This window comes from Streptococcus parasanguinis (assembly GCF_032163505.1).
Lineage (GTDB): Bacteria > Bacillota > Bacilli > Lactobacillales > Streptococcaceae > Streptococcus > Streptococcus parasanguinis_V.
This window is the reverse complement of the sequence record NZ_CP134147.1, coordinates 937,073-963,950: the sequence shown is the minus strand read 5'-3', so window position 1 is coordinate 963,950 and position 26,878 is coordinate 937,073. Positions and strand designations below refer to the sequence as shown.

Below are 26,878 nucleotides of genomic sequence, written 5' to 3'. Positions count from 1 at the left end.
GCATTCTCCTTTATTCATAAAAATCAACATGCGACTCTAACAAGCGGTCGCCGTCATAGCGAAACATTGCTGAAAAGAAGGGTTTATCCTCCAACAACCACTCGACAAAGGTGTGGTCCCCTTCCCAGGTCGGTTTTGAGAGGACTTGATCATAAGGTACCCACTCCAAGGTCCCTTCGTTACACTCGATCAGTTCTCCTTCAAAATCTGTTACCTTGAAGACATAGGTGTACCAGTCTAAATCTGGAGTGAACTCCGGAAAGGTAATAATCCCTTTCAAAACTGGCTTGGCTCTAAGGCCCGTCTCCTCAAAAATCTCACGCGCAGCACACTCCTGAGGGGTTTCCCCGCGTTCTAATTTTCCACCAACTCCGATCCATTTACCTTCATGGACATCATTGGGCTTTTTATTGCGATGCAGCATGAGAAATTCTTTCCCATTGTCAATGTAACAAATCGTTGCTAATTGTGGCATTTCTTTCTCCTATCTTAACCAATCAATCGGCTCGCGTCCCGCCTCTTTCAAAAATTGATTGGTTTTTGAAAAGGGTTGGGAACCAAAGAATCCTCGGTAGGCCGATAAAGGACTTGGGTGAGCTGATTCAAGGACCAAATGTCGATCGTGGGTAATCAGAGGCCTTTTCTTACGGGCATAAGATCCCCAGAGGATAAAGACAACAGGCTCCTCCAACTCATTGACCACCTTGATCACAGCATCTGTGAAAGGCTCCCAAATTTGTCCTGCATGACCATTGGCCTGACCAGCAGGCACCGTCAAACAGGCATTGAGCAAGAGCACTCCTTGCTCTGCCCAAGAGGTCAGATCATGGGAACGCTTCTCTCCAATATCTGAGCGCAATTCTTTGAGAATATTTTGCAAAGAAGGTGGCGCTGGTACATGATCCGGAACAGAAAAACTTAAGCCCTGCGCTTGATCTGGTCCATGGTAGGGATCTTGGCCTAAGATCAAGACCTTGACCTGATCCATCTCTGTCGTCTGCAAGGCCTTAAAGACCTTGTCACGCGGTGGATAAACCACTCCTTTGCTATAGACTTCATTCATAAAGTGATTGATCTGGTGAAAATACCCTTCTGGAAGATGGGATTTGATGGCTTCATGCCAGGGTGAATGCTGCATGGAAACTCTCCGCTATCCAATAAATTCTTACCTTCCATTATACCACATTTGGCGCAGATCCACTGGATAAAAAAGAGGCTGGACATTTTTGTCCAACCTCAATTTCTGCCTGTCAAACAAGCCAGAGCTTTTAGGTATTTTCTTTCTTGGTAAATCCTGCTAGACCGATCGAAGCGACTAGTAAAATTTGCGGTAAGAATTGGATGAGGTAGCGGGTCTTCCCTCCTTCAAAGATGGTTAAGAAAAGCAAACCACCAAAGACCGCTAAGGAAAGGAAGTTAAAATCATCTGTATCTCGACGTTTGAGATAAGCTCCAACCAAACCAGCCGATAGGACGATCCAGATCAGCTGCTTGACAAATTCATAATACTTGTACTGCGGGCGATCAATGCTAAGGAAATAGGTCCGCACCCATTTTGCCAAACCATTATTTTTAGTCAGGGGTGCATAGAGAGGATTGATAAAAGGCGTCTTCTCATACTCTACATCTCGGTAGAGCCAGCCCAGGGTTCCTTCTGCTACCGTCAAGGATTGCTTGTAGTAGATATGCCCGATCAAACCGAACGGTCCGTACTCCTTGAGACGGCGCTTGATTTCTTTGATCACATTTTCTTTTTTAAAGAGGCCATTGTTGTAATCCGATCGCTTATCCTCATCGATATAGGCCAGCAAGCCTTCTTTCATATCTTCTTGGTTGTGCCCCATATCTGTCAAGCCCAGATTGATAAACAAGAGTGGTCCTTTAGCCAGCCCTTCTTGTTTCAAGATCGGTACAACTCTTTGATGATTGACCGCTGTATTCAATCCTGCAAAGACAAAGCCCGTCGTCAAGACCGTCACCGTAGCAATCTTGCCAAAGGCCTTCCAATTTCCTCTGAAGAAGAGCACAGTCCAAAAGGCAATCATGACAATAATCGTCGTTGGACGGATCAACATGGTCACGCCAGATAAGATTCCCAAACCAACAATCTTCTTCCAGGAGACTGCTTGATCTTCCTTTAAGAGATCCAAGGCCCACCATAATTGAAGGGCAATCAATGGAAGCGGCGGAATGTCCGTGTACATGGAGTAGAAATAAGGCGAGTAACAGATCAAGCTCACATAGAAGAGATAGACCAGATCAGCCGTTTTTTGATTGAAATGCTTCTGGGACAGCTTGTACAAGAGGACTGCACCCAGATTGACATAGAGGATATTGAGAGCCTGCATGACCCACAGACCGCTAGAGCCAAATAAGACATAGAAAAACTTCTCGTAAAGAAAGAGCGGAATGTTATTGGGATTGCGACTGAGGTAGTTGGTGATGGAAGATTGCTTAAGAAGATCAAAAGCCCCTTTGAAAACAACCGCAGCATCCCGACGGATAAAGAGCTCCGCACAGACCATGACAATCACCTGAAAGACAAGGGCACCAAGCAAGAAGCCTTTTTTGTGCCGAGTCAACCAAGCAAAGGCACTCTTTAGCCCATCGCGTTTCAGCCAGGCTAGCAGAAATAGCAATCCAGCACCTAAAATGGCTAGCCATGAAATCTCTCTCAGATAGATCACACTGATCAAGAACCAGTGGACCATCACTAGCAACATGACAACATGAAGCATCCCAAATAGAATACGTTTACTTTTCGATAACATAGGTCCATTATATCAAAAAAACAGCATTTCTGCTGTTATGGGGTGGTAGGAAATCATTAAGGTTGGGGAATAATCTTTAATCTTTAGGATCTTCCTTAAAATCAAACTCAATTTCCCGAGGCTCTGTGAATTCAAGGCCTCTATAAAAGAGAACGACCAACAAATATAAAATCAATCCCAAAAACAAGCGCATTTGAACAAAATATGCTAAAAACAGGACTATCATGCTTAAACAAACCAGGGCAAACAATTGACGTTTTCTTATTTTTCGCATTCACCACACCTCGATTCCATTTGCTGTTTTTTGAAGATACTCTACTGGTTTTATCTGACCAACAAATACTAGTTCTGCTTCATTTTTCTTAACAAACCGTTTCAACTGCACATATCTAGCAATAGCGACCAGCCATAAAGTGATCATAACTGCAAATAGAAACAAAAAGACATTTATCGCCCCTTCTCTAACATTCAAATCAAGATTTGCTTTCCCAAAGAAAAGGTCCATGGGAAGGATCTTTATAAATGTCCTTGCTAATAATAGGCCTAGTGGAACACCAATCAAAGAATAAATATTTGCTGGTGCTTTCTTTGAAAAAATTTGATCTTTAAACGAATGGTTGGTCTGGTACACTTTTCGGTACTTGTCGAAAGGGATTTTACAATTGCGTTTGACGATGAATTCTTCCCCTTGATCTGTCACCAACAAAAAGTACCCCCAGAGTGGCCTTTTCCCATTCAAACTGATATTAAAACATTGACCTCTTTTGATCATTGAAAATCCTCTCATTCAACCAAACATATATGAATGTGCTTTTTATTTCAGATAGGTCGGAACAATTCAACCTAACAAAGCTAGAATACATACTAACCCAAGATAAATTCCAACCGTTAGAATCATTCCGATTTTATAGAAACCGACTAAGCCGGCATATCGTTCGACAAAACCAAGCTGTGGATCGACTGGATTATAAAAAACTGTCATAGGAGACCCAATTGGGAATATCATCCGCAAATCCAGATTTTTGCCGGCTCCAAGAACATAGGTTCTATCGAAAACATTGGTTTGTCTTGACTTAGAAGAAGTCTCTCTAAAATAAGCGTAGGTAAAGTTCTTCTGGTATCTTTCACCCTCGACTTGATACTCCACCACAGGCAGAGAAATAAGCAGTTGATTTTGGGAATCAAAAGCAACTACTTCTCCCATAACTTTTGCGGTAGATTCTGTTTTCACTTTTATTTCACGGCGATACAAGGTGTAAAAGATAAGCAGCATGATCAGGAAAATAAGTGTCAGAATGCCCAAACTAAGCCAGAATATTGTTACTGTCATTAATTTTTTACCTTTTCACATAAACTAGTTGGTTTCAAATCCCTTGAAAAAATTTTTATTCTCCCCTTTTCAACCAATTCTGTTGCTGCGCTTTTTCTGCAAGATCTTTTGCTTTGTTTATATCTAGTGAGTTTGAATCTGATGGGGCATTGGATTCGATTTCTTCTTTCAATTCTTGTAAGGTTTGAACATCTTTCGGAGTCAAATTGGAGATCGAGTTAGATTCTTTTTCTGTCGAACTTTCTGGAACAGACTGAATCTCTCGATAGGTTTTGATCACTTCAGTTCCTGCGTCTGTTGTCGGAAGAGGACGATAGAACATGAAGAAACCAATAATGACAATCAGAAGAGCCGCAGCTGATACCAAAACCCCTTTCTGCAGATTCTCCACAGGAAGTTTAGTATCTTTAGTAGACAAGCTCTTCCATTCTGGATGTTCTTCCTCAGCTTCTTTTTTGGCGTTGAAAGCGGGGGTAACCAAGACTTGGTTCATCAAAGTCAGTGCCCCCAAGGCCATCAATAAAAATGGGATATGACGTGATTTACTAATGACCACTAAAATTCCTCCTGCAATAGCAATCAAACTGATGATGATATTGACGGTAAACCAGACCCGAGCCTGCTTCTTCACTTGCAAATAATGTTCTTTTGTCATCTTATTCTCCCTTAAAAATAGTTTTTCCTTCATCCATAAAAACAATTACTACTATCATACCGGATTTTACTTTGAGATTCAAGTTAACCACCAACTAGTGAAAATAGTATAAAAAAGAAGCGTTAGAAACGCTTCCGTCCTATTATTTATTTTGCCAAGTTTCTTGGTTTTCCTTGAAACGGTGCAACAACTCTAAACCTTCAGAAGTGATATAACCTTGTTCTTCTGCCAAATGAATCAATTCTGTATAGTTAGACAAGGTTTCAAGTTGAACGCCAGCTTCCGCAAATTTCTTATCGGCTTTCTCCAATTGGTAGGTGAAGATGGCAACCACACCAAGAACGTCCGCCCCTTCACGCTTGGCAGCTGCGACAGCATCCAAGACAGATCCACCAGTAGAAATCAAATCTTCCACTACGACCATCTTTTGACCTTGTGGTACACGGCCTTCAATTTGGTTTCCAGCACCATGGTCTTTTGGTTTGCTACGGATGTAGGCAAATGGCAAATTCATCTTGTCCGCAATAATGGCTCCGTGAGGAATTCCTGCAGTTGCTGTACCTGCAATCACTTCTACTTCAGGGAAAGCTTCCTTGATTTTATCTACAAATCCATTTTCGATCAAGGTACGAGTTTCAGGATAAGCGAGGGTTACACGGTTATCGGTATAAATTGGGGACTTGATCCCAGATGCCCAAGTAAAAGGTTCTTCTGGTTTCAAATAAACCGCTTCGATTTTCAAAAGATGGCTAGCAATATCTTTAGCTAATGACATGACGACTCCTTTTTTACGATTTTAATCATATACGAATTAAATCATTTTTAGATTTAAACAACAACATTACAGGTTAGTGAACGCGTTAGGGAAGATCCCATGGACTTTTTAAGTTCCGACACTTAGTTGAAAGAAACGATAATTTTCTTTCAACTAAGTTAGTGAATAGTTTAGAGAAGGCCCTATCGGGCTCCGATTATTCCGACGATTACAGAAGAGAAACGATCATTTTCTCTTCTGTGATCTAGTGAACTCGTTAGGGAAGATCCCGTAGGACTTCCCGTACAGCTACAAAAAATCCCACTTTTAGTAGCGATTGGTATTCCGACGATTTAGAGGATAAAACGATTATTTTTATACTCTAAATCTAGTGAATGCGTTAGGAAAGGTCCCATAGGACTTTCCGTAGAGCTACAAAAGTTTCACTTTTAGTAGCTCTTACGCATTCCACTGTCTCTTAATTTCATGGTAAGCGTCCCATGGGTTTTCTGCTTGGATGATTGGACGTCCAACGACAATATAGTCAGATCCAATTTTATGGGCTTCTTGTGGAGTCATGACACGTTTTTGGTCACCAATTTCAGCTCCAGCAGGACGAATCCCTGGTGTGACACAGACAAAGTCTGATGAAGTGGCATCCTTGATCAAGGCTACTTCATGGGCTGAACAGACAACGCCATCCAAGCCTGCTTCTTGGGCCTTGCGAGCATAATTAACTACAGATTCTTGGACCGTTGTTTGGATGTTTTGGCAATCACGCATGTCTTCTTCACTGGTAGAAGTCAACTGGGTCACGGCTACCAACTTAGCCCCTTCACCAAGAGCTGCCTTGGCTTCGCGCATCATCTCTACACCACCGGCTGCGTGGACCGTCACCATATCTACTCCGAAAGTCCCCAGTACGGACATGGCTGATTTGACTGTATTTGGGATATCATGCAATTTTAAATCAAGGAAAATACTGTGTCCAAGCCCTTTGAGGTAATGTACAATTTCAGGACCAACTGCATAGAAAAATTCCATTCCGATTTTTACAAATAATTTTTCGTCTTCTGGAAAATGCTCTAAAAAGTGTTTGACATCCTCGAAAGCTGGGAAGTCAAGGGCGATAATAGGACGTTCTTCACGCATGGATTACTCCTTTTTTGATTGATCATTTTATCTACAAAAAAACCTTGCCCGAGGCAAGGTTACACGAAAATTAGGTAGGAACAACTACCATGATTCACCGTCTAGACCTTAGGAGCCTCTCTGGACTACTTTAAAGGTTTTTATTTATTGTAGTACGATATTTGGGAAAAGTCAAGGATTTACAGTAGATTTTCCCGTACATGTTTTCGGAAGTTCTCAAGGGTGTCAATACCGTAGCGATCCATGACCTGTGGCAGATCTTCGATGATGATTGGACAAGCATAAGGATCGGTGAAATTAGCGGTTCCAACTCCAATCGCAGAGGCTCCTGCAATCATCATTTCAATGGCTGCTTCTGCTGAATCCACACCTCCCATTCCGATAATCGGAAGTTTAGTGGATTGAGCAACCTGGCGGATGAGTTTCAAAGCAACTGGGAAAACAGCTGGACCCGACATGCCTCCGGTTCCATTGGCAATGATGGGCTTACCAGTCTTGAGGTCAAAGCGCATGCCCACCAAGGTATTGATCATGGTTAAGCCAGTCGCCCCTGCATCCTCTGCTGCTTTTGCGACCTGCGTGATGTCTGCTACACTAGGCGTTAACTTGACATAGACAGGGACTGAGGACGCATCTACCGCTGCTTTCACTGCCGCATAGGCCAACTCAGGGACCTGCCCAATCAAGAGGCCATTGTTGCCATGGTCTACGTTTGGACAAGAGATATTGAGCTCGATGGCCTTGACATTTGGCGCTTGCGAGATCTTCCGCGATACCGTTGCATACTCTTCATTAGAGAAGCCAGCTACATTGGCGATAATCGGTAGATCTGGATAATGCTGGGCCAACCAAGGGAGTTTCTCTGCTAGGACCACGTCTACCCCTGGATTTTGGAGACCAATGGCATTGAGCATGCCTGCAGGCGTCTCAGCAACACGGGGCGTTGGATTACCAAAACGAGCCTCAGCGGTTGTCGCCTTGATCATGATGGATCCAAGCAGGTCTAAATCATAGTATTTGGCATATTCCTGACCAAAGCCAAAGCAGCCGGAAGCCGGAATAATGGGATTTTTCAAGTCTAATCCTGGTAAGGATACAGCTAATCGATTACTTGTCATACTTTCCTCCCTACATCACAATCGTACCGGTTTCAAAGACTGGACCGTCTTCACACACGCGCTTATTGGCTGCTTGGCTTTCATTTTCCAGATGCACTACACAGGCATAGCAAGCACCCATCCCACAAGCCATACGCGATTCCATGGAAATATAGGCGCGAGGATGGTCATGAAATTTGGTATTGACATATTTGAGCATACCAGGGGCTCCACAAGAATAGATAGCATCAAACTCCTGGTCCATCTGATCAACGATGGTTGAAACATAGCCCTTGGTGCCATAAGAACCATCATCTGTCGTTACAGTGACATGAGCCACCTGAGAAAGCTCTTCTTCCAAAATAACGGCTTCTTTGGTCGCAAAGCCGACAACCACTTCAACTTCCACCCCTTGCTCATGGAGTTGTTTGGCCACTTGGACCAAAGGAGGAACACCGATACCGCCACCGATGATCAAGGCTTTCTGACCTTGACCGAGATTAGTGAGATCAAAGCCATTTCCCTGAGGCCCCATGACACTGAGTTTGCTACCGATTGGCAATTGGGAAAAGATAGCTGTCCCCCCACCTTCGATGCGGTAGATCAAGCGACACGTCTGTGTCTCAGGATCAATCTCAGAAATTGAAATCGGACGGCGAAGGAGCTTGGCCCCATCAGGGACGCGGATATGAAGGAATTGACCTGGCAGCATCTGCGCCACCATTTCCCCCTTCAAGATCATAGAATAGATGCGGGGAGCGATTTCTTCTTGAGCGACGAGCTCCATCTCCTCCATCATGATTTTGCCAAAGCGTTTTTTACAACTGTCACTGACCATTGGTTTCCTCTTCTTTCTTTCAGCAAAAAAGACCTCGCAAAAGCAAGGTCCCACAAATGGTCAGCTAGACTCCGTCCGCTGATCTTTATTCCGTCTTTCCTTGCAGGCCTCTCTGGACCTCTTAAAGGTTAAATTTGTCTCATTATATCGCGCTCCTTCTCGCTTGTCAAGTAGAAATCGGTAGCTTACGAAGCTTTCTTGGGGTCAAAATCTTCTGGGATCGGTTTGATGTATTGCATGGCAATTCGATTTTCAGGCTTACGATCAACTAGATAAAGAACAAGTAAAAAGAGCCATTCCAAGGGTTTCATTAGGTAGTAAATCAGGTCCATAGCCCATTTCTTCTTGATGTGTTTAGCAAAGGGATAGCCATAGCGGTCGTAATTGCGACGCAAGAAGCGATGGAATCGCGGCGTCTTTTCTTCTAGTACCTGTTCAAAGGCATTGGCAATACAAAGCTGGCGATTGACAACGACTGGATGACCGTGGCGGATGCCCATCCGCTGGGGCTTGACAACTTTTTCATGCCCACCAGCCGCAACCGTACAGAGATAGTGCTCATCAATGATAAGATTCTGAGGAGGGATCTTCTGTGAGAAGGCCCAATCAGCTGTATTGGTCCATGCCTTGATCATGGAATCCGGCTGCTGCCCAAAGAGCATGAGAACAAGGACAACAAGGGCAAGGGTTGGAATAGCGATAAGGACCGCTAGCCATGGCCAGTTGCGCGACTTGTTTAAGAGCTGATGGAGCCATTGAAGTAGACGATTCTCATAGCTTATCTCTGTTCGATCTTCCTGCCACTCCTTAATGCGAACCCATAAGAGATGGATGGAATAGATCAGTAAGAAAAAGGTGTGAAAACTTGCTACCTGCAGTTGATTATCAAAAACTAAGAGGAGAACCACTCCTCCTAGAATGCCACTAATACAGAAGACATTTGCTAACGGCGAAAGTGAATTCGCATCCCGGTAGGAATAGATAATCAAGGCTAGTAAAGTAAGAGCTGCCAGTGTAAAGAAGGTCGGATAGGCGCCAGACCAGATCAAGGCATGTTTCTGAGAATTGATCAAGGGCTCATTCCATTCGTAAAAGGTCATCTCCTTGACGATGTAAATGAAAATCGCTTCGAGAAAGCAACCAAAGAGACCAAACCAAAGAACAATTGTAGGCTGTTGCTTTTTCTTTTTGACAGGCTTAGGATTAGGTGATTCTTGCTTTTCCTTCATAAGAGATGCGTCATCTTCTCTTGTCCCTTTTCCTTCCTTTGGCACCCTATCTTCAAACAAATCCGGATCTTTGAGAGCTTCTTCTTCAGCTTCTTTGAACTGGAGGCTAGACCACCGACCGATCCCATAGATAATGACAAAAATATTGGGAACAAAAAGGGCTAAGGTCACACCATAGGGCAAGACCTCCATCGTAAAGGATACTATAGCAAGAAAACTAAATTGAATGAATGGATCCTTAATTGCGTAGAGCGACTGACTAATAACCAAATAGATGTAAAAGGCCAATAGAATCAGAGCATTGGTCACAAAATTGATCTGCAACAGACCAGCTGTGAAATGGGTTTCCAATTCCTTATCCTTTTTCTTATACCAGGAAACGAGTTTTTTCATAAGATCTCCTCAATCAATTTTTTACCATTCTATCAATCAGATCTTACCTTCAGCAAGGCAAAACTGTATTTTTCCATCAAAATCAGTCCCCAGATGTAGATTTTGTTTCCAATCTTCTATTTTTTAACTATTTGATCTAGCCTACTTCCTATTACCTACCTCAGCCTGTCTTATTCTCATACAGTCCTTGAAAGACCACATTTTACGGGAAAAACGCGCTTTTTTATGTTAAAATAAAAGCATGAGAATACAACAATTACAATACATTATCAAAATCGTCGAAACCGGCTCTATGAATGAGGCCGCAAAACAACTCTTCATCACTCAACCTAGCCTTTCCAATGCTGTCAAGGACTTGGAAAATGAGATGGGAATTGAAATCTTTATCCGAAATCCCAAAGGGATCACTTTGACCCGCGATGGGATGGAGTTCCTCTCTTATGCCCGCCAGGTGGTGGAGCAGATTGACCTCTTGTCCGAGCGCTATAAAAATCCTGTGGGCTCTCGTGAGCTTTTCAGCGTCTCTTCACAGCACTACGCCTTCGTGGTTGAGGCCTTCGTTTCACTATTGAAGAAAAGCGACATGGAAAAATACGAGCTCTTCCTACGGGAGACGCGGACTTGGGAGATCATCGATGACGTCAAGAACTTCCGCAGCGAGGTTGGCGTACTCTTTTTGAATAGCTACAACCGCGATGTCCTCTCTAAGATGCTGGATGATAATCACCTGATTGCCACCCACCTCTTTACAGCGCAACCTCATATCTTTGTCAGCAAGACCAATCCTCTTGCCAAGAAGGAGATCGTCCACTTGTCAGATCTGGAAGATTTCCCATACCTTAGCTATGACCAAGGAACCCACAACTCCTTCTACTTCTCAGAAGAGATTCTCTCTCAAGAGCATCATAAGAAATCCATCGTTGTCAGTGACCGGGCGACCCTCTTTAATCTCTTGATTGGTCTGGATGGCTACACCATTGCGACCGGGATCCTCAACAGCAATCTCAACGGAAATAACATCGTCTCCATTCCCCTTGATATCGAAGACACAATCGAGTTGGTCTACATCAAACATGAAAAAACAGCTCTCTCAAAAATGGGAGAAAAATTCATCGAGTACTTGCTTGAGGAAGTGAAGTTTGATAAATAAAAAATATCTGAGTGTCTCATGTTCACTCAGATATTTTTTATTGTCTTAATTGTGAAAATACTTGGCCAATTTTCCCTTCAATAACCAGGTCTGCTTGTTTGTCTTGAGGGATACTGGTTTTATTGATGACAACCAGCTTCTTCCCTTGAAAATACTGGATCAAGCTAGCCGCTGGGTAGACCACAAGGGAAGTTCCACCGATAATCAGGAGATCAGCCTCTTGGATTGCTTGGGCTGCTTGGCTAAAGACGTCCATATCGAGAGGTTCCTCGTAAAGAGTCACATCAGGCTTGACCACCTTGCCACAGTTCAGGCAATGTGGAACCGGGCCTTCTAAAGCTAGAAAGGCCTCCAAATCATAAAATCGCTGGCAACCCGTACAGTAATTGCGGTCGGCACTGCCATGGAGCTTCAAAACTTTTTTAGAACCAGCCATTTCATGGAGACTATCGATATTTTGTGTCACCACTGCCTTGAGCTTACCAGTCTCCTCAAGCCGAGCCAGATACTGATGGGCTGCATTGGGCTTGGCATCTGGGTAGAGCAAGTACTTCTTATAAAAGTCGAAAAAGTCCTCAGGATAGCGCTCAAACATGGTATGGGAGACCAATTGCTCGGCTGTCAAATGCCGCCCTACCTGAACACTATAGACCCCGTCTGAGCTTCGAAAATCTGGAATGTTTGACTCCGTGGAAACTCCTGCCCCTCCGAAAAACACGATCCGTTGACTCTGATCAATCATCTCCTGTAGTTGAGCAATTTTATCCATCTACTTCTCCTTTAGTAGCTCTTCCATGACAGCATTGGCCTGATCAAAATAAAAGTTAGCTTGATCATAATGGATGCCTGTGTAGCTTGCAAGGTCAATCAAATTCTTCATAAAATCCTGAGAAGAGAAACCCGTCGTCCGATGGAGCTCTTCTTCATCAAAGGGCTTGATCAAGTGGGCCAAGGGGTTGCGAACTGATTTTTCTAACTCCCGCAATTGTTGGGTCGCAACTTTGACGCTATCTGACAAATCCAACTGCACAATCAACTCCGTCAAACTGGAGGAATTGACCACACTTTCGCTGTGGAATTGCTGCAGGATAGGGTTATCAGACGCATGCAGGCTCTCAAACTTCCAACGGTCATAACTCGATTCTTTGGAATTATGGATATAGTTTGTAATATCAGGAATTTTCAACTGAATCAATCGCATAAAGATCCGATAGATGGCTGGGCTGACGGCACGAACAAAGTCAATGATCTGTTCATTTCGCAATTTCGCCTCTAAGTCATAAAGGTAGTTGGCCAACTGTTCATCTTCTGGATCCTCATGCCAAAAAAGCTGAAAACCAGTCGCCTCTAGCAACTCGGTTCTCAACTTTTGATTCATGACGGGTTGGATATTGAGCTCTCGACGTTCCGCCATTAACTGCAGTAAACTCACAAGCAAATCCGGTACTTCTTCCTGCTGCTTGATAGAGCGCAGAGCCCGGCTGTAGTGATAATTTTGGAGATCGTAGAGCCATTCATCATGAAAGAATTTTGCCATTAGTCTGCAATCAAGGTCTCAAGACCGACTTTCATCATGTCTGTGAAAGTAGTTTGACGTTCTTCAGCAGTTGTGTCCTCATCTGGATTGACCAAACTGTCTGAAATAGTCATGATAGCAAGCGCATCAACATGGTGTTGAGCAGCAAGATAGTAAAGAGCTGCTGCTTCCATTTCTACAGCTTTCACACCCCATTTACCAAGCTCGATATTCTTTTCACCATAGTTTGAATAGAAAACATCTGATGACAAAACATTACCGACGTGAGTCGTCATGCCAAGGTCTTTGGCAATATGGTAAGCCTTGTCTAAAAGATCAAAGCTAGCGATTTGTGGGAAATCGTATTGAGGCCAGTCGTTGCGGATGATGTTTGAGTTGGTTGCAGCAGCTTGTGCCAAGACCAATTCACGAACATGGACATCCTCATTCAAAGAACCAGCCGTTCCCACACGGATCAATTTCTTCACGCCGTAGTCGACAATCAACTCACGCGCATAAATAGAGATCGATGGCATCCCCATTCCAGTACCCATGACAGAAACACGATGACCTTTATAAGTACCTGTGTAACCAAACATGTTACGGACTTCGTTGAAGCAAACAGCGTCTTCAAGGAAGTTTTCAGCAATAAATTTCGCACGAAGAGGATCTCCAGGAAGAAGAATTTTATCAGCAATTTCACCCTGCTTAGCAGCAATATGGATAGACATAGTTTATGATACAAAGAGCGACCAGAAAGCGACTGAAAATTAGGAATCTGACGAGAAATCCTGATTTCTCAGTCAGATTATCTATTTTCCGAGCTTTCCGCTCGTGTTCAAATCAGAACACATGCTCTACCTTTCTTTTTTATTTTTTAGAATAGGCGTTAAAGAGGCAAAGTAAAAATAGGAAATCCGACAAAGATGCCTCGCATCTAGGAGGATTTATCTTTTTTACACAGTTCTCCGCCCGTATTCAGTTCAGCGAATACGGTAAACCCATCCTTTCTTTTTTATTGAGTAATTAGGAGAGCTTTCCGCTCGTGTTCAAATCAGAACACATGCTCTACCTTTCTTTTTTATTTATTTTGTTAATGAATCCAAAAACTCAAAAAGTTTGGCATTCATTTCTCGATAATCGTAAGCACGAATGGCTTCAGGTTTTTGAACAAAGGTCAATTTTTGACTTTGTTCTTCTATAACCTCTTCACCGTCCGCAGCAATCAAGAGATCAACTGCTTCTGGATCAAATTCCAAGTGGGCTTGGAAGGCATAATGTTTAGGACTGAAGCGAATCATCTGACGTGGACACCCTTGACTGGTCGCAAGAACAACAGCATCTTCTGTCAATCCTGGCATATCACCATGCCAGTGACCAGTTTCAAGAGTTTCTCCAAACTCACCGACATGCGGATCTGTGAGTCCTTCAGGCGTCAAGGTCACAGGATAAACCCCAATCTCACGTTCCGGACTGTGCTCATACTTCGCGCCATAAGCAACAGACAGGAGCTGGGCACCAAGACAGACCCCAACAATATAACGATCAGCCTTGATGGCTTTTTGAATCAGGTCGATCTCTGCCTGAGGATCGTAGTATGGAAAAGCTTCTCGATTTTCATCTGGCGATTGAGGTCCTCCCATTACGATCAAAAAATCAATCTCATCCACTGTATCAGGTAATGCTTCGTTCTCATAGACTTTGGTCGTGGTCACTTGATGACCACGCTCCTGTGCCCATTTTAGATAAGCGCCCGGCACTTCAAAAGTTTCATGCAGTACAAAATGTACCTTCATCATTTCTTCTCCCATCTCTTTCGAATCACATAAGACAGACCAGCCGCAAGTACAAGCGGGATTGTCAAACTCCAAGCTTGGCCTGTAAATCCAAGGCTAAGAGCAATGGCTGTCAAAGGAGCTTCTAGGGTCGTCCCTAAAAAGACGGTCGCTCCAAGTAACATCCCTATAGCTGGATCCAGATGAATCCCAAGGACTGTCAAAAGCAAGGTCACTAGATAGCCAGATCCAATCCCAAGGGCAAATGATGGTGTCAAAGTTCCTCCATAAGCACCATTGCGCAAGAGGAGGTAAACCAGAAGCCCCTTCACTGCAAGAGTCAGTGGAAGATAAGGAATCGACTGGCTAGACAAAAGGGCTTGCGCTAGTACCTGGCCATTTCCCATAAAGATAGGGAAAAAGGTTACTAGGCTCCCTAGCACTAGAAAGGCTAGAGGAAGAGCCCAAAGAATCGTCCCATCTTTCCGCCGTTTGTGACTAGCCCGCTTGGCGAGGAAAGCAAAGGCCAGAGCCAAGGGAGTGACCAAGAAAGCAATCAAAATAGCCTGTAAGAAACTGCTAGCCGACCATGAGCCTGCGGACAGGTGATAAATGGCCTCCTGACCAACGATGGGCTGGGCAACCCAGGTGGCCAGATAAGTACTGGTCAAAACCAGTAGAAGGTTCTGCAAACTGTAGGCAAGTCCTAAGGTCTCAAAGACAAACAAGCTACTGGCAAAGGGGACCTGATAGACCGCAGCCAAACCAGCTCCAGCCCCACAGGCGATCAAGACTTTTCGCTCTTTGAGAGCTAGTGAGAACCCCTTCGCCAAACGACCAGCTAGAAGAGCCCCGACCTCACGTGGGGCTCCTTCTTTTCCGACCGATGCTCCTGCTCCAACAATTGCCACCTGCATCCCTGCATGAAGGAGGTGGGCTAAGGGCGCTGGATCCCTGTCTCCAGCTAAGTCAATTTGCTGGCGAATAGACAGGATCTGATAACGCTTTTGCAGGACATACCAGAAGCCAGCTGCCAAGCACCCAGTCACACATAAGATCAAAAATCTACGGATACCTCCAGCTTCTTGAAATTGCTGGAGCAAATCGGAACTAGCTTGGTCAAAAGCCAGCTCTTGCACCCCTTCTAGTAGATAATGACAGGCAATTCCGACCAGGCCCGTCCCAATCCCTAATGATAAGGTGGCTAGAAGCAACCTCAGTCCGTAGGGCAGATTTTGAAGTCGTACTTTCATTGGATTAGAGTTCAGCAAGAATCGCTTTCAGCAATCCTTTGAAGTCGCCTTTGACGCGCTCTGTCACTTCCACTACTTCTTCGTGGTTGAGCTCTTCTTGGAAACCAGCCGCAAAGTTAGTAATACATGAAATACCAAGAACCTTCAAGCCAGAATGCGCTGCAATGATGACTTCCGGAACAGTTGACATTCCGACAGCATCTGCTCCAAGAGTCTTAAACGCACGGATTTCAGCTGGAGTTTCATAAGTAGGACCTGTCACACCGATATAAACCCCATCATCCAATTTGATACCCAATTTGTCTGCTACTTGATGAGCTGTCTCACGGTATTCAGGTGTGTAAGCTTTCGACATATCTGGGAAACGTGGACCAAAATCATCCAAGTTTTCACCGATCAATGGGTTTTGACCAGTCATGTTGATGTGGTCTGTGATAGCCATCAAAGTACCAGGACCAAAGCCGATACCACCGGCAGCGTTGGTAACAAGAACCCCTTCACAGCCCAAAACTTTCATGACACGAACTGGGAAAGTCACCACTTCTAGTGGGTTTCCTTCGTAGAAATGGAAACGTCCTTGAAGGGCCAAGACTTTACGTCCAGCGAGATCACCATAAACCAATTTACCAGCGTGTCCGACTACTGTTGAACGACCCCAGTTTGGAATTTCAGAGTAGTCTACTACGACTGGATTTTCGATTTCTTCAGCCAGTTCTCCAAGACCTGATCCAAGGATCAAGCCAAACTCAGGTGCTTCCATTCCTTTGCCTTTCAAAAAAGCAGCTGTTTCATTGATTTTTGCTAATAATGTCATTGCATATCTCCTTTATGATTTCCTTAAAAATTGGCCAATTTTGTCAAATGTATTGGCATTGCGAATGGTCAACAGACGGTAATCTGGCATCTTGAGGACTTGTCTGTGGTAAGTTGTCTTTGTATAGGTCTCTTCTGAGTATTTGCCCCAGTAGATCCCTAGATTCCCACGATGGATGATTTCATCACCGAGTGAAAAAGAGGAGACCAGCTCCCAGACAGCATCCTGATCAAGGCCTTCTGTGTAAAAAAGAACATCCTTGCGGGCCAGATCCTCCTGCCACCAGGCTGGTAGAGCAGCGAGATCTTGCGCATAGTCCTCAGCTGAAAAGAGAGAAAAAGACTGGATAAAGGGGTAGTGATCACGAAAGAAATGTCCCAGCAAATCTACCAATTCTGCTTTAGAAGCAGCAGATTCAAAGAAGATATTGCCACTATTGATGTAGGTCTCTACCCCATCCAGCCCGATCGTTTGAAGCTCCTTTCGAAGCTCTGCCATCACGACCTTGTTTTTCCCGCCAACATTGATCCCTCTTACGAGGAGAGCGAAGCGTGTCATCTTAGTTCAATTTATCTAAGAAGCTTTCACCGATCATGGCTTTTTCAACACCAAAGTTCTCTGCAATTGTCGCAGAGATATCAGAGAAATGTCCGACTGGAATCACACCATTGCCCTTGAAGGATGGGCTATAAGCCAAGAATGGGATGTATTCACGCGTATGGTCTGTACCAGCGTAAGTTGGGTCATTCCCGTGGTCTGCAGTGATCATCAAGAGGTCATCTTCACGCATGACTGCAATGATTTCTGGCAAGCGTTCGTCAAATTCATGCAAGCAATCGCGGTAGCCGTGAGCATTGCGACGGTGACCATAAAGAGCATCAAAGTCTACCAAGTTGGTAAATGAGAACCCTTCTTGGAATTCAGGAAGTCCCATGGTCTTAATCAAGGTATCCATACCGTGGCTATTTGATTTGTTGTGGCCCATATCGTGGTTAATGCCAGCTCCGTTAAAGATATCGTTGATCTTACCAACTGCATAAGTATCGATACCTGCTTCGTTCAACTTGTCCAAAACAGTTGGCGCAAATGGTGAAACAGCCAAGTCACGACGGTTGGCTGTCCGTGTGAAGTTGCCTGGTTCCCCAACATAAGGGCGGGCAATGATACGTCCTAGAAGAGCTGGACGTTCCAAAGTGATGGAACGAGCGTATTCACAAATACGGTAGAGTTCATCCAAAGGAATGACGTCTTCGTGAGCTGCGATTTGAAGGACAGGGTCTGCTGACGTATAGATGATCAACTCACCAGTTTCCATTTGACGTGGTCCAAAGTCATCGATCACCGCTGTACCAGAATAAGGCTTGTTAGCTTCACGGATGACCTTACGTCCTGAGAATTCTTCAATTTTAGTCAAAATTTCTTCAGGGAAACCATTCCAGAAAGTATCAAAAGGTTCTGTAATGTTGAGCCCCATGATTTCCCAGTGACCAGTCATGGTGTCTTTCCCAAGAGAGACTTCTTGCAATTTTGTCGCATACCCAGTTGGGTTGCTTTCAGCTGGCACCGTCTTCAATGGTACTTCACGAGGAATATTTCCAAGACCGATTTTGGCCATGTTTGGTACATTTAAGCCAACGGTTTTAGAGATGTGACCCAATGTATCAGATGCTCCATCTGGAACACCTGCATTGACAAAGTTATTGGCATCTGGTGCAGCACCGATTCCAACTGAATCCAGCACAACTAAGTGCATGCGTTTAAATTTTGACATATACTGCCTCTTTCCTTTATTAAACTAGCTATATTATACCATATCCCTATAAGAAGAGAGCCGTTGATAGATCCGGCCCCTCTTTAGAGAAACCTATTTTTCAATGATGACAGGGCCATCTGGTGTCCCTACAATCACTTTTGATATCATGTTCAAGAATAAACCGTGCTCTACAACCCCGACGGTATGATCCAATTCATTGGCTAGAGCTTCTGCATCCTCGATCACTTTGAGATCCAAGTCAATGATAAAGTTACCTTGGTCTGTTACAAAACGTTGATCATCCGCGAGACGGAAAGCAGGATGGTAACCCTTTTGCTCAAAGTGACGGAAAAGATTTTCAGCACCGTATTGCACTACTTCCACTGGAAGTTTGAAAGCCCCAAGAGTTGTGACTTGTTTGGATTCATCCACGATCCAAATGCAATCTTTTGAATTGGTTGCGACGATCTTTTCCATGAGGAGAGCACCACCGCCACCTTTGATCCCATTCAATTGAGGATCCACTTCATCTGCGCCATCCACTGTCACATCGACCACTTCAACATCGTCGATAGCCTTGAGCGGGATGCCTAAACTTTCAGCCTGATCATAGGTCACACTAGAAGTTGTGACAGCTGTGATCTGCAAGCCTTCTTCTTTGATGCGACGACCCAATTCAGCCACAAAATAATAAGCAGTTGACCCTGTACCGAGACCGACAATCATGCCGTCTTTGACAAACTCAGCCGCTTTAATTCCTACCTGTTCTTTTAGGTTTACCATCATAGACCTCCTTTTATATTCTATTACAGTATAGCATATTCTGTAAGAGATTTCACTAATTATTTGAAAACCTTTCCATCTTTTAGTTCTAAAAGCAAAACCTTGCCCGTCCGCTGACTTTACGATAGAATAGAGATGAATCTACAGGAAAAGAGAAATGACATGATTACTAAAGAATTTGATACCATCGCTGCCATCTCGACTCCTCTCGGTGAGGGGGCGATCGGAATCGTCCGCTTGAGCGGAACAGACAGCTTTGCCATTGCGCAAAAGATCTTCAAAGGTAAAGATTTGACCAGCGTGGCTAGCCACACCCTCAACTACGGTCATATCGTAGATCCAGATAAGGACGAGATTCTCGACGAGGTCATGGTTGGAGCTATGCGATCGCCGAAGACCTTCACCCGTGAAGACATTATCGAGATCAATACCCACGGCGGGATTGCTGTGACCAACGAAATCCTGCAATTAGTCATCCGTGAAGGAGCTCGTTTGGCTGAACCTGGTGAATTTACCAAGCGGGCCTTTCTGAATGGTCGGGTCGATTTGACACAAGCCGAAGCCGTCATGGACATTATTCGCGCCAAGACCGATAAGGCTATGAACATCGCCGTGAAACAACTCGATGGTTCCCTGTCTGACCTCATCAACAACACACGCCAAGAGATCCTCAATACTCTAGCCCAGGTTGAAGTCAATATCGACTATCCTGAGTACGATGATGTCGAAGAAGCAACCACTGAGATCATCCGCGAAAAGACCAGTGAATTTGAAGCCCTCTTGACCAACCTTCTCAAGACTGCCCGTCGCGGTAAGATCTTGCGTGAAGGGATCTCTACTGCTATCATCGGTCGTCCAAATGTCGGCAAGTCCAGCCTCCTCAATAATCTTCTTCGCGAGGAAAAAGCCATCGTAACTGATATCGAAGGAACCACCCGTGACGTTATCGAAGAATACGTCAACATCAACGGCGTTCCCCTCAAACTAGTCGATACGGCCGGAATCCGGGAAACCGAAGACATCGTTGAGCAAATCGGTGTCGAACGGTCGAAAAAAGCCCTCAAGGAAGCTGATTTGGTTCTTCTGGTCCTCAATGCTAGCGAGCCCTTGACCGACCAAGATCGCCAACTCCTTGAAATCTCTCAAGACAGCAACCGCATCATTCTCCTCAATAAGGTCGATCTCCCAGAGAAGATCGAAATCGACCAACTGCCGGAAGATTACATCAAGATTTCCGTTCTGAAAAACCAAAACATCGATCAAATTGAAGACCGGATCAATGCTCTCTTCTTCGAAAATGCTGGGCTGGTTGAGCAAGATGCGACGTATCTTTCTAATGCTCGTCACATCTCACTTATCGAGAAAGCTGTTGAAAGCCTGCAAGCGGTCAACGAAGGCTTGGCCCTCGGTATGCCGGTAGACCTGCTTCAAGTCGATCTCACCCGCACCTGGGAAATCCTCGGAGAAATCACAGGGGATGCTGCTCCAGATGAGCTCATTACCCAACTCTTCAGCCAGTTCTGTCTTGGTAAATAACAAAAATGCGTATGTTTCCACACATACGCATTTTTTGTTCTTATTTTGCTTGTTCTAATCGCTCGACGGTCTGATACGCTTGGTAGATTAGGAAGAGCCCTGTAGCATTCAAGATTGGAATCGCAATCGGCAACTCGGTCACGATTTGTGAGAAAGGTGAATTGCCAACAAAATGGAGTCCAAACCCTGCTACTAAATATCCCCAACCTGCTAGACCTAGATCCTTGCGTCCTCTGCTTGCTTGGACAATTAGGAAGAGCCCCAGCATGACAAGACCTGTGTAGACCCAGTGAGACATGGGCGCATTGGCCACACGACCAAGAATCCCTGACACCGTGTAAGAGAAACCTTCCGGCAGATCCTGACGGATATAGGCAAAGTCCTCGACGATCTGGAAACCAAGACCAGAGGCAATCGCTAAGAGGAAAATCGACTTGATGCGACGGACGCTGAACAAATAGAGGACAAAGAAGATTGGAATCAACTTAAAGGGTTCCTCAAAGAGTGGCGCAGCGATGGCACTCTCGTACTGGTTCCAAAAGTCGCTATTTGGAGCGATCGCTTGAATCATATCATGGAAATAAGTATTGGCAAAGCTAGACAACCAACCGGCAACAAAGCCCCCACCTAATAGAGAAAAGAGAACCGGTACCCAAGACAACTTCCACTTCTTAGCAAAGTGAAAAAGAGCCCAGACAGCAGGAAGTGCATAGACCAAGAGGATCAAGGTTGAAAGTCCCACAATCCCGTACTGACTACCAGACATCCAACCTTCCGTCAGTGACTGGGTCTCATAGGCTAGGCCGATCGCTAGCAAGAGTAAATAGAGAAACAAAATCGATTTGCGTTTCATAAAAGACCTTTCTAAAGTGAAATGAAAAAGGCTGGAAGCCCAGTCTTTTCCGAGTACTATCATTGTAACAGGATCAGCTTAAAAAAACAATAAATGTGGATTCGTGAGAAAAATGTAAAACGTAGATGGCGACAAATGGTTGACTAAATTTAGTTACTTAATCACCAACGCTCCATTTTCCTCCGTTGCCAAGAGCTTCTCGTCTTTATCATATATTTTAAGTTTTATACTGCTTGGTGTGTTTTGAGTTGCATTGTATTGCTTTACTATCTCTTCTTTTAGATCAAAAAGCGTCTTACAATAATCTTTTGGATTTATATTTGCTAAAGATAGCATATTTTCTGATACAGAGAAGACAAGGATCAGATACTCTTCATTATAATACACTTTCGCCATCTCAATTTCGCCATTGATTTGATTTTGAAGCATATAAGCAAATACTACATTAGGTTTTTCATTTCCAACCAATGAGGTAGGGGCTTGATTCATCCCTTTGACCACTGATTCTTTACTTTCCTTTGTAGAATCTTTTACATTCTGTTCAGTAGACTGCTCTTTTTTGTCTTCATTCTTCACTTCTTTTTGCGCGCACGATGACAGAAATAGCGAGAGAATGGTCATTGTTGCAAACATAGTTTTTTTCATAGATTTTCTCCTTTTATTTTTACAAGTAGAAAACGACCTGTAATTGACCAAAATTGCATAAGCTTCCTGTAAAAGATGTTCCAAATCTTTAATTTCATAACCTTATAACTAATTAGATCTTTAATAGTTTAAAAAATTATTATCTAATATTATTCTACCATAATCTCTCTTACTTCAGTACTGCAAGAATCTGACGAATCATGTCTGGATCCCCGTCTGGCAATGTCACCGTTTCAGCATGGTCCAAGATCCCTTGGGTAAATTGCGTCATAAACTCTTCACTATTGAGTTCATCTGCAGACTGTTGCCAATGGCTCGGTACAGGATAGATCGTCACCGTCCCATCACCGTTGGATGCATAAGTCACATGGCCTTCTGCAGAAATAGGAGTAAACAACTGACGAACGTCTTTGGGATAATCAACTCCTAGCCCACCATAGTAAATTTTCGTACCAGCACTCTTCTCATTAATACTCAATTCTGTCGGTACAGACTTGATCACATAAGCCCAGACACGCGCAGCTTCGACCTGAGCAGCGGTGTAGCCTAGATAATCATTCTGATCCGCCTTCTTCGAAGACTTGACCTCGCTATCCGATCGAGTATTCCACTTTTTGGCCTTACTCGTTTTAGACGTACTACTGCTATCATCTGTATCAGCTTGCTCCCGATCTTTCGGTTGCTCTTTCTTGCGATAGTAGAAATTGTCATCATCGCCATAAGCCGGTGACTGACCAGCCCAGATCCGATCCTTGGACTTATCCGAAGCATCGTCTTTGCCCGCTTTCTGACCCTTTGGAAGGAGCAAAAGACCGTAGCCTCCAACACCCGACTTGGCACTAACCGTCATCTCAGCGATCTGGTCCTTCTGCTTAAAACTCGATGCATCAAGCTCGACATCCTCGCTGACCAAGCCCTTATCATCAAAGACCAGCTCATTACCACGACCATCGATCCAAGTCCCCTTGATACTCGAGTAGTCCTTAGCCTTGATGGCTTTCAAATCCATACCAGACTGTTTCTTTTCCGAAGTGCTGGACTGCTGGGTATCCGAACTCTTAGGCGACACCGTCTTCTGAGGACGACCACACGAAGCCAAGACCAAAACAGAAAGCAAAATTACCAAACCTTTTTTCATATTAATCTCCCTTCACATACCTACTATTTTAGAAAAATAAGAAAGGAGAGTCAAAGAAAAAGTGGAGGGCGAGAATAAATTAATGACCTAAAACTCTGTAAAATTATGATTTGAATGTCTCAAAAAAAAGAAGCTCAATGTAACGAGCTTCTATACCATCATCTTTTATTTTTCTTGTTTTGGGACCGTTCGAAACAACACAGCTCTAAAACGTCAACACTCTGTCATAAGTGAACTACTCCCCAAAAGTTAGACAGAAAAAATCTAACTTTTGGGATGCAGTTCAACTGCCAGTGTTTTCTTTTCTATCTCTGTCCCCTGCCGAAATATAAAATAGGCTTTTAGAAAATTTTGGTCTACTTTTGGTCTACTTTTGGTCTACTTTTTAGCCATCTTATTTTTTGACTGACCTTCGCTTTAATATTATTTATCCCTCATAAATTGATTAATTTTATTCTTCTTAGTTGTTCTTTACTCCGGTAATTCTACCTTCAAGCTCATATCTGTCGGTTGCAATACTTTCTGAACAGCGGTGAGAAAGGATAGTCCATTATCCGATGGAGAACATTGGAAGGTGATATGAATGACTTTTTTATCAAAGCTATCGCCATATCTATCCACATATTGCTTGCTTTCGAGGAAGTAGATATAGTTATTGAGTTTTTCTTGCAGAATTTCCAGATGGACTGCTTCTATCTCTTCCTGCCAGCCGACTGAATCCACCAGAAGAAGCTCTAAATGATTATCAACTATACCAATAGCGTCAAGTTCGCTAGGTTCTAGTTCTGAAACAATAGTTTTTTTTACAAGAGCTTTAAACTCTTCAACATCAAACAACTCACGTTGATCTTCTATATTTGGTAGCATAGTTTCAGGATGATTACGTATATAGTTTCTATCAATATCATCTTGCTTACTTAAGGGCCAGTGCCCTGTTTCGGCATAAATCATCACCTCATATGCTTCCCTAGAAGATTGAAATGCTTTATCCATTAGTTCCTTAGTAATGGGATAGCATACTTCTGGGCCCATAGCTCCTCCAACTTCTTTAAAGAAGCTAATTTCGTAATAACCATCTGTTTCATATACAACAAATCCATCGCCTCTATGTACAATCGTATTGGAATGATTATAATCATCTAACTCATCTGCCTTTGGCCAACGATGATGTTCACAATAAAACATTACTTCTAAAGCATCTTTTTCTGATTTTGAAACACGTTCTGCTAATTTTTGGCTAATGGGAAAGTTAAGCACTTCTTTCCCTCTACTCCACAGGATCTGATAATCATTCTTGTTTTTTAATATCGTACAATTTTTGTATTGTTGAATTTCTGTTGTCATACTATTTCTTTTTGTCTATTTCAATGGTGATACATAATCATCTGGAAGTTTACCCATTGATTCTATCCATTGTTGTTCCGCTTTGGGAATAAGTATTTCAAGTTCTTTGTTACTAAAAAGCAACTGATTTTTACGGTTAGAAATCAGCACAATTGGCTTTTTTCTAGCTCTATCTTTTCTAATTTCGTTCTTTTCTTCTTCTGACGGTGGCCAAGAATCGTGTTTAATCTTCCAAGATACTTCGCTTAGCGTTCTTTCCCCACTATCTAATAAGGCAAACAGCTCATTTGGTAATTCATAGACAACTAACCAAGAAACTACGGTTCCTTCTTCTAAAACCAAATAATACTTGTCCTCATCTCTCCATATATGCTGACCGTATCCTTTTACCTCTTCAAACTTGGTAACATCTTCCCATTCTAGTTTTGTTGGTTTCATTTGTATTCTCCTAGTGCAAGTTATTTTCTCAACCAGAATATCATAAAATCAGGCTTCTTTTTCTCTTCCTCAATAGGCGATGCCATCTTTTACCCATTTTCTAGTTTCTAACTCCAAATTAAAATAGAAATCTCTTCGACCAGATTTATCAAAACAATCCTCTTTAAGAGCCTCGCATACAATTCCCAGTTTCTTCTTACTTATCTCAGAAATATATAGCATAGTAAATCCTGCAGGAGATTCAATTTGGTCGATTTTCTCACCTTCTAAATTATAAACCTCTAGTTCTGATGGAACGTCAAAATCGCTGGATGAGCGAAATATACTGAAGATTCGCTGATATTTAGGGCTAAAGCGAAGATAATGTAAATGATGAAAACTAATCTGATGCTTCCCATTATGATTCCAATCTAGGGTTCCTTCTAGTATATTTTGTTGCCCTAACAATTTTCCTTCTAAACTAAAGTAGAAAATGATTTTGCTTACAAAGTTTTCTCCACTATAGACGATAACAATGTTCTCATCTTTATTATATTCCGCATGAATGATATCTGGTTGTTCTATCTTTATTACACAACCATCCCACTCCCATATGACCATCCGTTCACCGTAATCGATTTTCATCATCCTTCTCCTACTCTAACTCAGATAAATTCGAGATGCATTGTTTGCTCAGTCATCATGGACTGCACTTCCTCGACAAGTTTATCAATCTCGTTCTGTGTGATACGAATGTGGTTGAATGATGCCTCACAATTCTGTATACTTGACCTATATACAGTAAAACTTCCATCAATCAACAATTCTCCCTTTTGCTTTTAAAACATTACCATTTTCATAATCAAAAGTGATGATAGACCTTGGACTAGAAATTTTCATTTTCCTTCCTTTTCTTATATCCCTTTTAGACTAAACTTGCAGAGCACTCATAATCTTCTTAATTTGGTATTCCAACATGATAGAATTACCTTAAAAGACAATGTTACGTTTTCCACTATTATACCATACAAGAACTTTCCCCAAGAACCATCCTTGCATAAACCAACAAAAAAACACTGAAGATTCAGTGTTCTTTTCTATTTATGTCCCCTGCCGGAATCGAACCAGCAACTACTCCTTAGGAGGGAGTTGTTATATCCATTGAACTAAGGGGACCGATAAAAAAAGAAGCGAGATCACTCCCGCCTCCTTGTTCGTCTTAACGACGGATTTCTTTAATACGAGCTGCTTTACCTTGCAATGCACGAAGGTAGTACAATTTCGCACGACGTACTTTACCGTAACGTACAACTTCAATCTTTTCTACACGTGGAGTGTGTACTGGGAATGTACGTTCAACACCGACACCGTTAGAGATTTTACGAACAGTGTACATTTCAGTGTGTCCTTGACCTTTACGAGCGATAACAACGCCTTCAAAGATCTGGATACGTTCACGAGATCCTTCGACAACTTTCGCGTGTACACGAACAGTGTCACCAGGACGGAATGCAGGGATATCAGTACGAAGTTGACCTTCAGTCAAGCTTTGGATTAATGGATTCATTTTATTCTCCTATCTTCGTCAATCTTGAGGGACCTCCCTCAGCGGATAAACTGTATTTTTGTGCTTCCATTACGCACAGAAACTATCATATCAGATAATTTCAGGTTTGTAAAGC

General features: G+C 43.2%; 29 protein-coding genes and 1 tRNA gene. 2 read left to right on the top strand and 28 right to left on the bottom strand.

The window, feature by feature from the left end:
- Positions 1-10: 10 nt before the first annotated feature.
- From RIN70_RS05005 to RIN70_RS04955, 11 genes are all read right to left on the bottom strand, one after another.
- Entirely contained in the window at positions 11-475 is a 465-nt protein-coding gene (locus RIN70_RS05005) for an NUDIX hydrolase (RefSeq protein ID WP_003003493.1), read from the bottom strand.
- A 9-nt stretch (positions 476-484) separates the two neighbouring features.
- The gene (locus RIN70_RS05000; protein WP_118398029.1) at positions 485-1,138 is read right to left on the bottom strand and encodes a uracil-DNA glycosylase; all 654 of its coding nucleotides are present in this window, start codon (positions 1,136-1,138) and stop codon (positions 485-487) included.
- Between the two features lie 130 nt (positions 1,139-1,268).
- Complete coding sequence (locus tag RIN70_RS04995) at positions 1,269-2,771, bottom strand: glycosyltransferase family 39 protein (protein WP_155199555.1); 1,503 nt, start codon at positions 2,769-2,771, stop codon at positions 1,269-1,271.
- Between the two features lie 274 nt (positions 2,772-3,045).
- The gene (locus tag RIN70_RS04990; protein ID WP_272143562.1) at positions 3,046-3,543 is read right to left on the bottom strand and encodes a hypothetical protein; all 498 of its coding nucleotides are present in this window, start codon (positions 3,541-3,543) and stop codon (positions 3,046-3,048) included.
- Between the two features lie 66 nt (positions 3,544-3,609).
- The gene (locus RIN70_RS04985; protein WP_070665888.1) at positions 3,610-4,101 is read right to left on the bottom strand and encodes a DUF3592 domain-containing protein; all 492 of its coding nucleotides are present in this window, start codon (positions 4,099-4,101) and stop codon (positions 3,610-3,612) included.
- 55 nt (positions 4,102-4,156) lie between these two features.
- Entirely contained in the window at positions 4,157-4,756 is a 600-nt protein-coding gene (locus RIN70_RS04980; protein ID WP_070665890.1) for a hypothetical protein, read from the bottom strand.
- A 142-nt stretch (positions 4,757-4,898) separates the two neighbouring features.
- A complete protein-coding gene (pyrE, locus tag RIN70_RS04975; protein WP_003003338.1) occupies positions 4,899-5,531 on the bottom strand; it encodes an orotate phosphoribosyltransferase in 633 nt (210 codons plus the stop codon).
- Between the two features lie 438 nt (positions 5,532-5,969).
- A complete protein-coding gene (pyrF, locus tag RIN70_RS04970; RefSeq protein WP_003003278.1) occupies positions 5,970-6,662 on the bottom strand; it encodes an orotidine-5'-phosphate decarboxylase in 693 nt (230 codons plus the stop codon).
- A 179-nt stretch (positions 6,663-6,841) separates the two neighbouring features.
- Positions 6,842-7,780: a dihydroorotate dehydrogenase gene (locus RIN70_RS04965; RefSeq protein WP_272143567.1), complete on the bottom strand. Its 939-nt coding sequence runs from the start codon at positions 7,778-7,780 to the stop codon at positions 6,842-6,844.
- A gap of 10 nt (positions 7,781-7,790) precedes the next feature.
- Positions 7,791-8,597, bottom strand: coding sequence for a dihydroorotate dehydrogenase electron transfer subunit (locus RIN70_RS04960; protein WP_070665895.1), 807 nt, complete (start codon positions 8,595-8,597; stop codon positions 7,791-7,793).
- A 185-nt stretch (positions 8,598-8,782) separates the two neighbouring features.
- Entirely contained in the window at positions 8,783-10,219 is a 1,437-nt protein-coding gene (locus RIN70_RS04955; protein WP_049506512.1) for a DUF6688 domain-containing protein, read from the bottom strand.
- 241 nt (positions 10,220-10,460) lie between these two features.
- Here RIN70_RS04955 and RIN70_RS04950 point away from each other — a divergent pair, with 241 nt between their 5' ends.
- Complete coding sequence (locus RIN70_RS04950; RefSeq protein ID WP_049474876.1) at positions 10,461-11,369, top strand: LysR family transcriptional regulator; 909 nt, start codon at positions 10,461-10,463, stop codon at positions 11,367-11,369.
- A gap of 37 nt (positions 11,370-11,406) precedes the next feature.
- On the opposite strand, the gene RIN70_RS04945 is transcribed toward RIN70_RS04950, so the two are convergent.
- The 9 genes from RIN70_RS04945 to rpiA all read right to left on the bottom strand — a co-directional run bounded on the left by RIN70_RS04945 (position 11,407) and on the right by rpiA (position 19,263).
- Complete coding sequence (locus RIN70_RS04945; RefSeq protein ID WP_223345581.1) at positions 11,407-12,138, bottom strand: NAD-dependent protein deacylase; 732 nt, start codon at positions 12,136-12,138, stop codon at positions 11,407-11,409.
- On the bottom strand, positions 12,139-12,906 hold the full coding sequence (locus RIN70_RS04940) for a hypothetical protein (protein WP_272143573.1): 768 nt from the start codon (positions 12,904-12,906) through the stop codon (positions 12,139-12,141).
- On the bottom strand, positions 12,906-13,616 hold the full coding sequence (gene deoD, locus RIN70_RS04935; protein WP_070586244.1) for a purine-nucleoside phosphorylase: 711 nt from the start codon (positions 13,614-13,616) through the stop codon (positions 12,906-12,908). The genes RIN70_RS04940 and deoD overlap by 1 nt, the downstream gene beginning before the upstream one ends.
- Before the next feature lie 354 nt (positions 13,617-13,970).
- A complete protein-coding gene (locus RIN70_RS04930) occupies positions 13,971-14,684 on the bottom strand; it encodes a type 1 glutamine amidotransferase (RefSeq protein ID WP_201087871.1) in 714 nt (237 codons plus the stop codon).
- Complete coding sequence (locus RIN70_RS04925; RefSeq protein ID WP_272143577.1) at positions 14,681-15,913, bottom strand: chloride channel protein; 1,233 nt, start codon at positions 15,911-15,913, stop codon at positions 14,681-14,683. The genes RIN70_RS04930 and RIN70_RS04925 overlap by 4 nt, the downstream gene beginning before the upstream one ends.
- A gap of 4 nt (positions 15,914-15,917) precedes the next feature.
- A complete protein-coding gene (locus RIN70_RS04920; protein WP_049491154.1) occupies positions 15,918-16,727 on the bottom strand; it encodes a purine-nucleoside phosphorylase in 810 nt (269 codons plus the stop codon).
- A 12-nt stretch (positions 16,728-16,739) separates the two neighbouring features.
- The gene (locus RIN70_RS04915) at positions 16,740-17,285 is read right to left on the bottom strand and encodes a DUF1697 domain-containing protein (RefSeq protein WP_247913675.1); all 546 of its coding nucleotides are present in this window, start codon (positions 17,283-17,285) and stop codon (positions 16,740-16,742) included.
- A 1-nt stretch (position 17,286) separates the two neighbouring features.
- Positions 17,287-18,498 carry a phosphopentomutase gene (locus tag RIN70_RS04910; protein WP_272143580.1) on the bottom strand — a complete coding sequence of 404 codons (1,212 nt, stop codon included), beginning with the start codon at positions 18,496-18,498 and terminating at the stop codon, positions 17,287-17,289.
- A gap of 93 nt (positions 18,499-18,591) precedes the next feature.
- Complete coding sequence (gene rpiA / locus RIN70_RS04905; protein ID WP_195487226.1) at positions 18,592-19,263, bottom strand: ribose-5-phosphate isomerase RpiA; 672 nt, start codon at positions 19,261-19,263, stop codon at positions 18,592-18,594.
- A 162-nt stretch (positions 19,264-19,425) separates the two neighbouring features.
- On the opposite strand from rpiA, the gene mnmE reads away from it, so the two are divergent.
- Positions 19,426-20,799: a tRNA uridine-5-carboxymethylaminomethyl(34) synthesis GTPase MnmE gene (mnmE, locus tag RIN70_RS04900; RefSeq protein ID WP_195623051.1), complete on the top strand. Its 1,374-nt coding sequence runs from the start codon at positions 19,426-19,428 to the stop codon at positions 20,797-20,799.
- A gap of 40 nt (positions 20,800-20,839) precedes the next feature.
- Here mnmE and RIN70_RS04895 read toward each other — a convergent pair whose 3' ends face one another.
- From RIN70_RS04895 to rplS, 8 genes are all read right to left on the bottom strand, one after another.
- A complete protein-coding gene (locus tag RIN70_RS04895) occupies positions 20,840-21,652 on the bottom strand; it encodes a PrsW family glutamic-type intramembrane protease (RefSeq protein WP_195327117.1) in 813 nt (270 codons plus the stop codon).
- 153 nt (positions 21,653-21,805) lie between these two features.
- Positions 21,806-22,297 (bottom strand): hypothetical protein, encoded by a 492-nt coding sequence (locus RIN70_RS04890; RefSeq protein ID WP_195327116.1) that lies wholly within the window; start codon positions 22,295-22,297, stop codon positions 21,806-21,808.
- A gap of 169 nt (positions 22,298-22,466) precedes the next feature.
- Positions 22,467-23,435: a DUF6287 domain-containing protein gene (locus RIN70_RS04885; protein WP_195327115.1), complete on the bottom strand. Its 969-nt coding sequence runs from the start codon at positions 23,433-23,435 to the stop codon at positions 22,467-22,469.
- 471 nt (positions 23,436-23,906) lie between these two features.
- Complete coding sequence (locus RIN70_RS04880) at positions 23,907-24,620, bottom strand: DUF6572 domain-containing protein (protein WP_229042370.1); 714 nt, start codon at positions 24,618-24,620, stop codon at positions 23,907-23,909.
- Between the two features lie 174 nt (positions 24,621-24,794).
- Positions 24,795-25,217, bottom strand: coding sequence for a hypothetical protein (locus RIN70_RS04875; RefSeq protein WP_031575749.1), 423 nt, complete (start codon positions 25,215-25,217; stop codon positions 24,795-24,797).
- 69 nt (positions 25,218-25,286) lie between these two features.
- Positions 25,287-25,841 (bottom strand): hypothetical protein, encoded by a 555-nt coding sequence (locus tag RIN70_RS04870; protein ID WP_031575747.1) that lies wholly within the window; start codon positions 25,839-25,841, stop codon positions 25,287-25,289.
- A gap of 459 nt (positions 25,842-26,300) precedes the next feature.
- Positions 26,301-26,372 (bottom strand) — tRNA-Arg (locus tag RIN70_RS04865).
- A gap of 43 nt (positions 26,373-26,415) precedes the next feature.
- Entirely contained in the window at positions 26,416-26,763 is a 348-nt protein-coding gene (gene rplS, locus RIN70_RS04860; RefSeq protein WP_003003254.1) for a 50S ribosomal protein L19, read from the bottom strand.
- Positions 26,764-26,878 lie beyond the last annotated feature (115 nt).

What these genes read in the sequence shown, in the direction of transcription:
- RIN70_RS04915 (WP_247913675.1), bottom strand. Translation starts at nt 17,285, where the DNA reads ATGACACGCTTCGCTCTCCTCGTAAGAGGGATCAATGTTGGCGGGAAA.
- RIN70_RS05000 (WP_118398029.1), bottom strand. Translation starts at nt 1,138, where the DNA reads ATGCAGCATTCACCCTGGCATGAAGCCATCAAATCCCATCTTCCAGAA.
- RIN70_RS04940 (WP_272143573.1), bottom strand. Translation starts at nt 12,906, where the DNA reads ATGGCAAAATTCTTTCATGATGAATGGCTCTACGATCTCCAAAATTAT.
- RIN70_RS04985 (WP_070665888.1), bottom strand. Translation starts at nt 4,101, where the DNA reads ATGACAGTAACAATATTCTGGCTTAGTTTGGGCATTCTGACACTTATT.
- RIN70_RS04965 (WP_272143567.1), bottom strand. Translation starts at nt 7,780, where the DNA reads ATGACAAGTAATCGATTAGCTGTATCCTTACCAGGATTAGACTTGAAA.
- RIN70_RS04990 (WP_272143562.1), bottom strand. Translation starts at nt 3,543, where the DNA reads ATGATCAAAAGAGGTCAATGTTTTAATATCAGTTTGAATGGGAAAAGG.
- RIN70_RS04930 (WP_201087871.1), bottom strand. Translation starts at nt 14,684, where the DNA reads ATGATGAAGGTACATTTTGTACTGCATGAAACTTTTGAAGTGCCGGGC.
- mnmE (WP_195623051.1), top strand. Translation starts at nt 19,426, where the DNA reads ATGATTACTAAAGAATTTGATACCATCGCTGCCATCTCGACTCCTCTC.
- RIN70_RS04885 (WP_195327115.1), bottom strand. Translation starts at nt 23,435, where the DNA reads ATGAAAAAAGGTTTGGTAATTTTGCTTTCTGTTTTGGTCTTGGCTTCG.
- RIN70_RS04950 (WP_049474876.1), top strand. Translation starts at nt 10,461, where the DNA reads ATGAGAATACAACAATTACAATACATTATCAAAATCGTCGAAACCGGC.
- pyrF (WP_003003278.1), bottom strand. Translation starts at nt 6,662, where the DNA reads ATGCGTGAAGAACGTCCTATTATCGCCCTTGACTTCCCAGCTTTCGAG.
- RIN70_RS04910 (WP_272143580.1), bottom strand. Translation starts at nt 18,498, where the DNA reads ATGTCAAAATTTAAACGCATGCACTTAGTTGTGCTGGATTCAGTTGGA.
- deoD (WP_070586244.1), bottom strand. Translation starts at nt 13,616, where the DNA reads ATGTCTATCCATATTGCTGCTAAGCAGGGTGAAATTGCTGATAAAATT.
- RIN70_RS04995 (WP_155199555.1), bottom strand. Translation starts at nt 2,771, where the DNA reads ATGTTATCGAAAAGTAAACGTATTCTATTTGGGATGCTTCATGTTGTC.
- RIN70_RS04955 (WP_049506512.1), bottom strand. Translation starts at nt 10,219, where the DNA reads ATGAAAAAACTCGTTTCCTGGTATAAGAAAAAGGATAAGGAATTGGAA.
- RIN70_RS05005 (WP_003003493.1), bottom strand. Translation starts at nt 475, where the DNA reads ATGCCACAATTAGCAACGATTTGTTACATTGACAATGGGAAAGAATTT.
- rpiA (WP_195487226.1), bottom strand. Translation starts at nt 19,263, where the DNA reads ATGGTAAACCTAAAAGAACAGGTAGGAATTAAAGCGGCTGAGTTTGTC.
- RIN70_RS04890 (WP_195327116.1), bottom strand. Translation starts at nt 22,297, where the DNA reads ATGAAAAAAACTATGTTTGCAACAATGACCATTCTCTCGCTATTTCTG.
- RIN70_RS04875 (WP_031575749.1), bottom strand. Translation starts at nt 25,217, where the DNA reads ATGAAACCAACAAAACTAGAATGGGAAGATGTTACCAAGTTTGAAGAG.
- RIN70_RS04920 (WP_049491154.1), bottom strand. Translation starts at nt 16,727, where the DNA reads ATGACATTATTAGCAAAAATCAATGAAACAGCTGCTTTTTTGAAAGGC.
- RIN70_RS04880 (WP_229042370.1), bottom strand. Translation starts at nt 24,620, where the DNA reads ATGTTTTATTGTGAACATCATCGTTGGCCAAAGGCAGATGAGTTAGAT.
- RIN70_RS04980 (WP_070665890.1), bottom strand. Translation starts at nt 4,756, where the DNA reads ATGACAAAAGAACATTATTTGCAAGTGAAGAAGCAGGCTCGGGTCTGG.
- RIN70_RS04925 (WP_272143577.1), bottom strand. Translation starts at nt 15,913, where the DNA reads ATGAAAGTACGACTTCAAAATCTGCCCTACGGACTGAGGTTGCTTCTA.
- RIN70_RS04895 (WP_195327117.1), bottom strand. Translation starts at nt 21,652, where the DNA reads ATGAAACGCAAATCGATTTTGTTTCTCTATTTACTCTTGCTAGCGATC.
- rplS (WP_003003254.1), bottom strand. Translation starts at nt 26,763, where the DNA reads ATGAATCCATTAATCCAAAGCTTGACTGAAGGTCAACTTCGTACTGAT.
- RIN70_RS04870 (WP_031575747.1), bottom strand. Translation starts at nt 25,841, where the DNA reads ATGAAAATCGATTACGGTGAACGGATGGTCATATGGGAGTGGGATGGT.
- RIN70_RS04960 (WP_070665895.1), bottom strand. Translation starts at nt 8,597, where the DNA reads ATGGTCAGTGACAGTTGTAAAAAACGCTTTGGCAAAATCATGATGGAG.
- pyrE (WP_003003338.1), bottom strand. Translation starts at nt 5,531, where the DNA reads ATGTCATTAGCTAAAGATATTGCTAGCCATCTTTTGAAAATCGAAGCG.
- RIN70_RS04945 (WP_223345581.1), bottom strand. Translation starts at nt 12,138, where the DNA reads ATGGATAAAATTGCTCAACTACAGGAGATGATTGATCAGAGTCAACGG.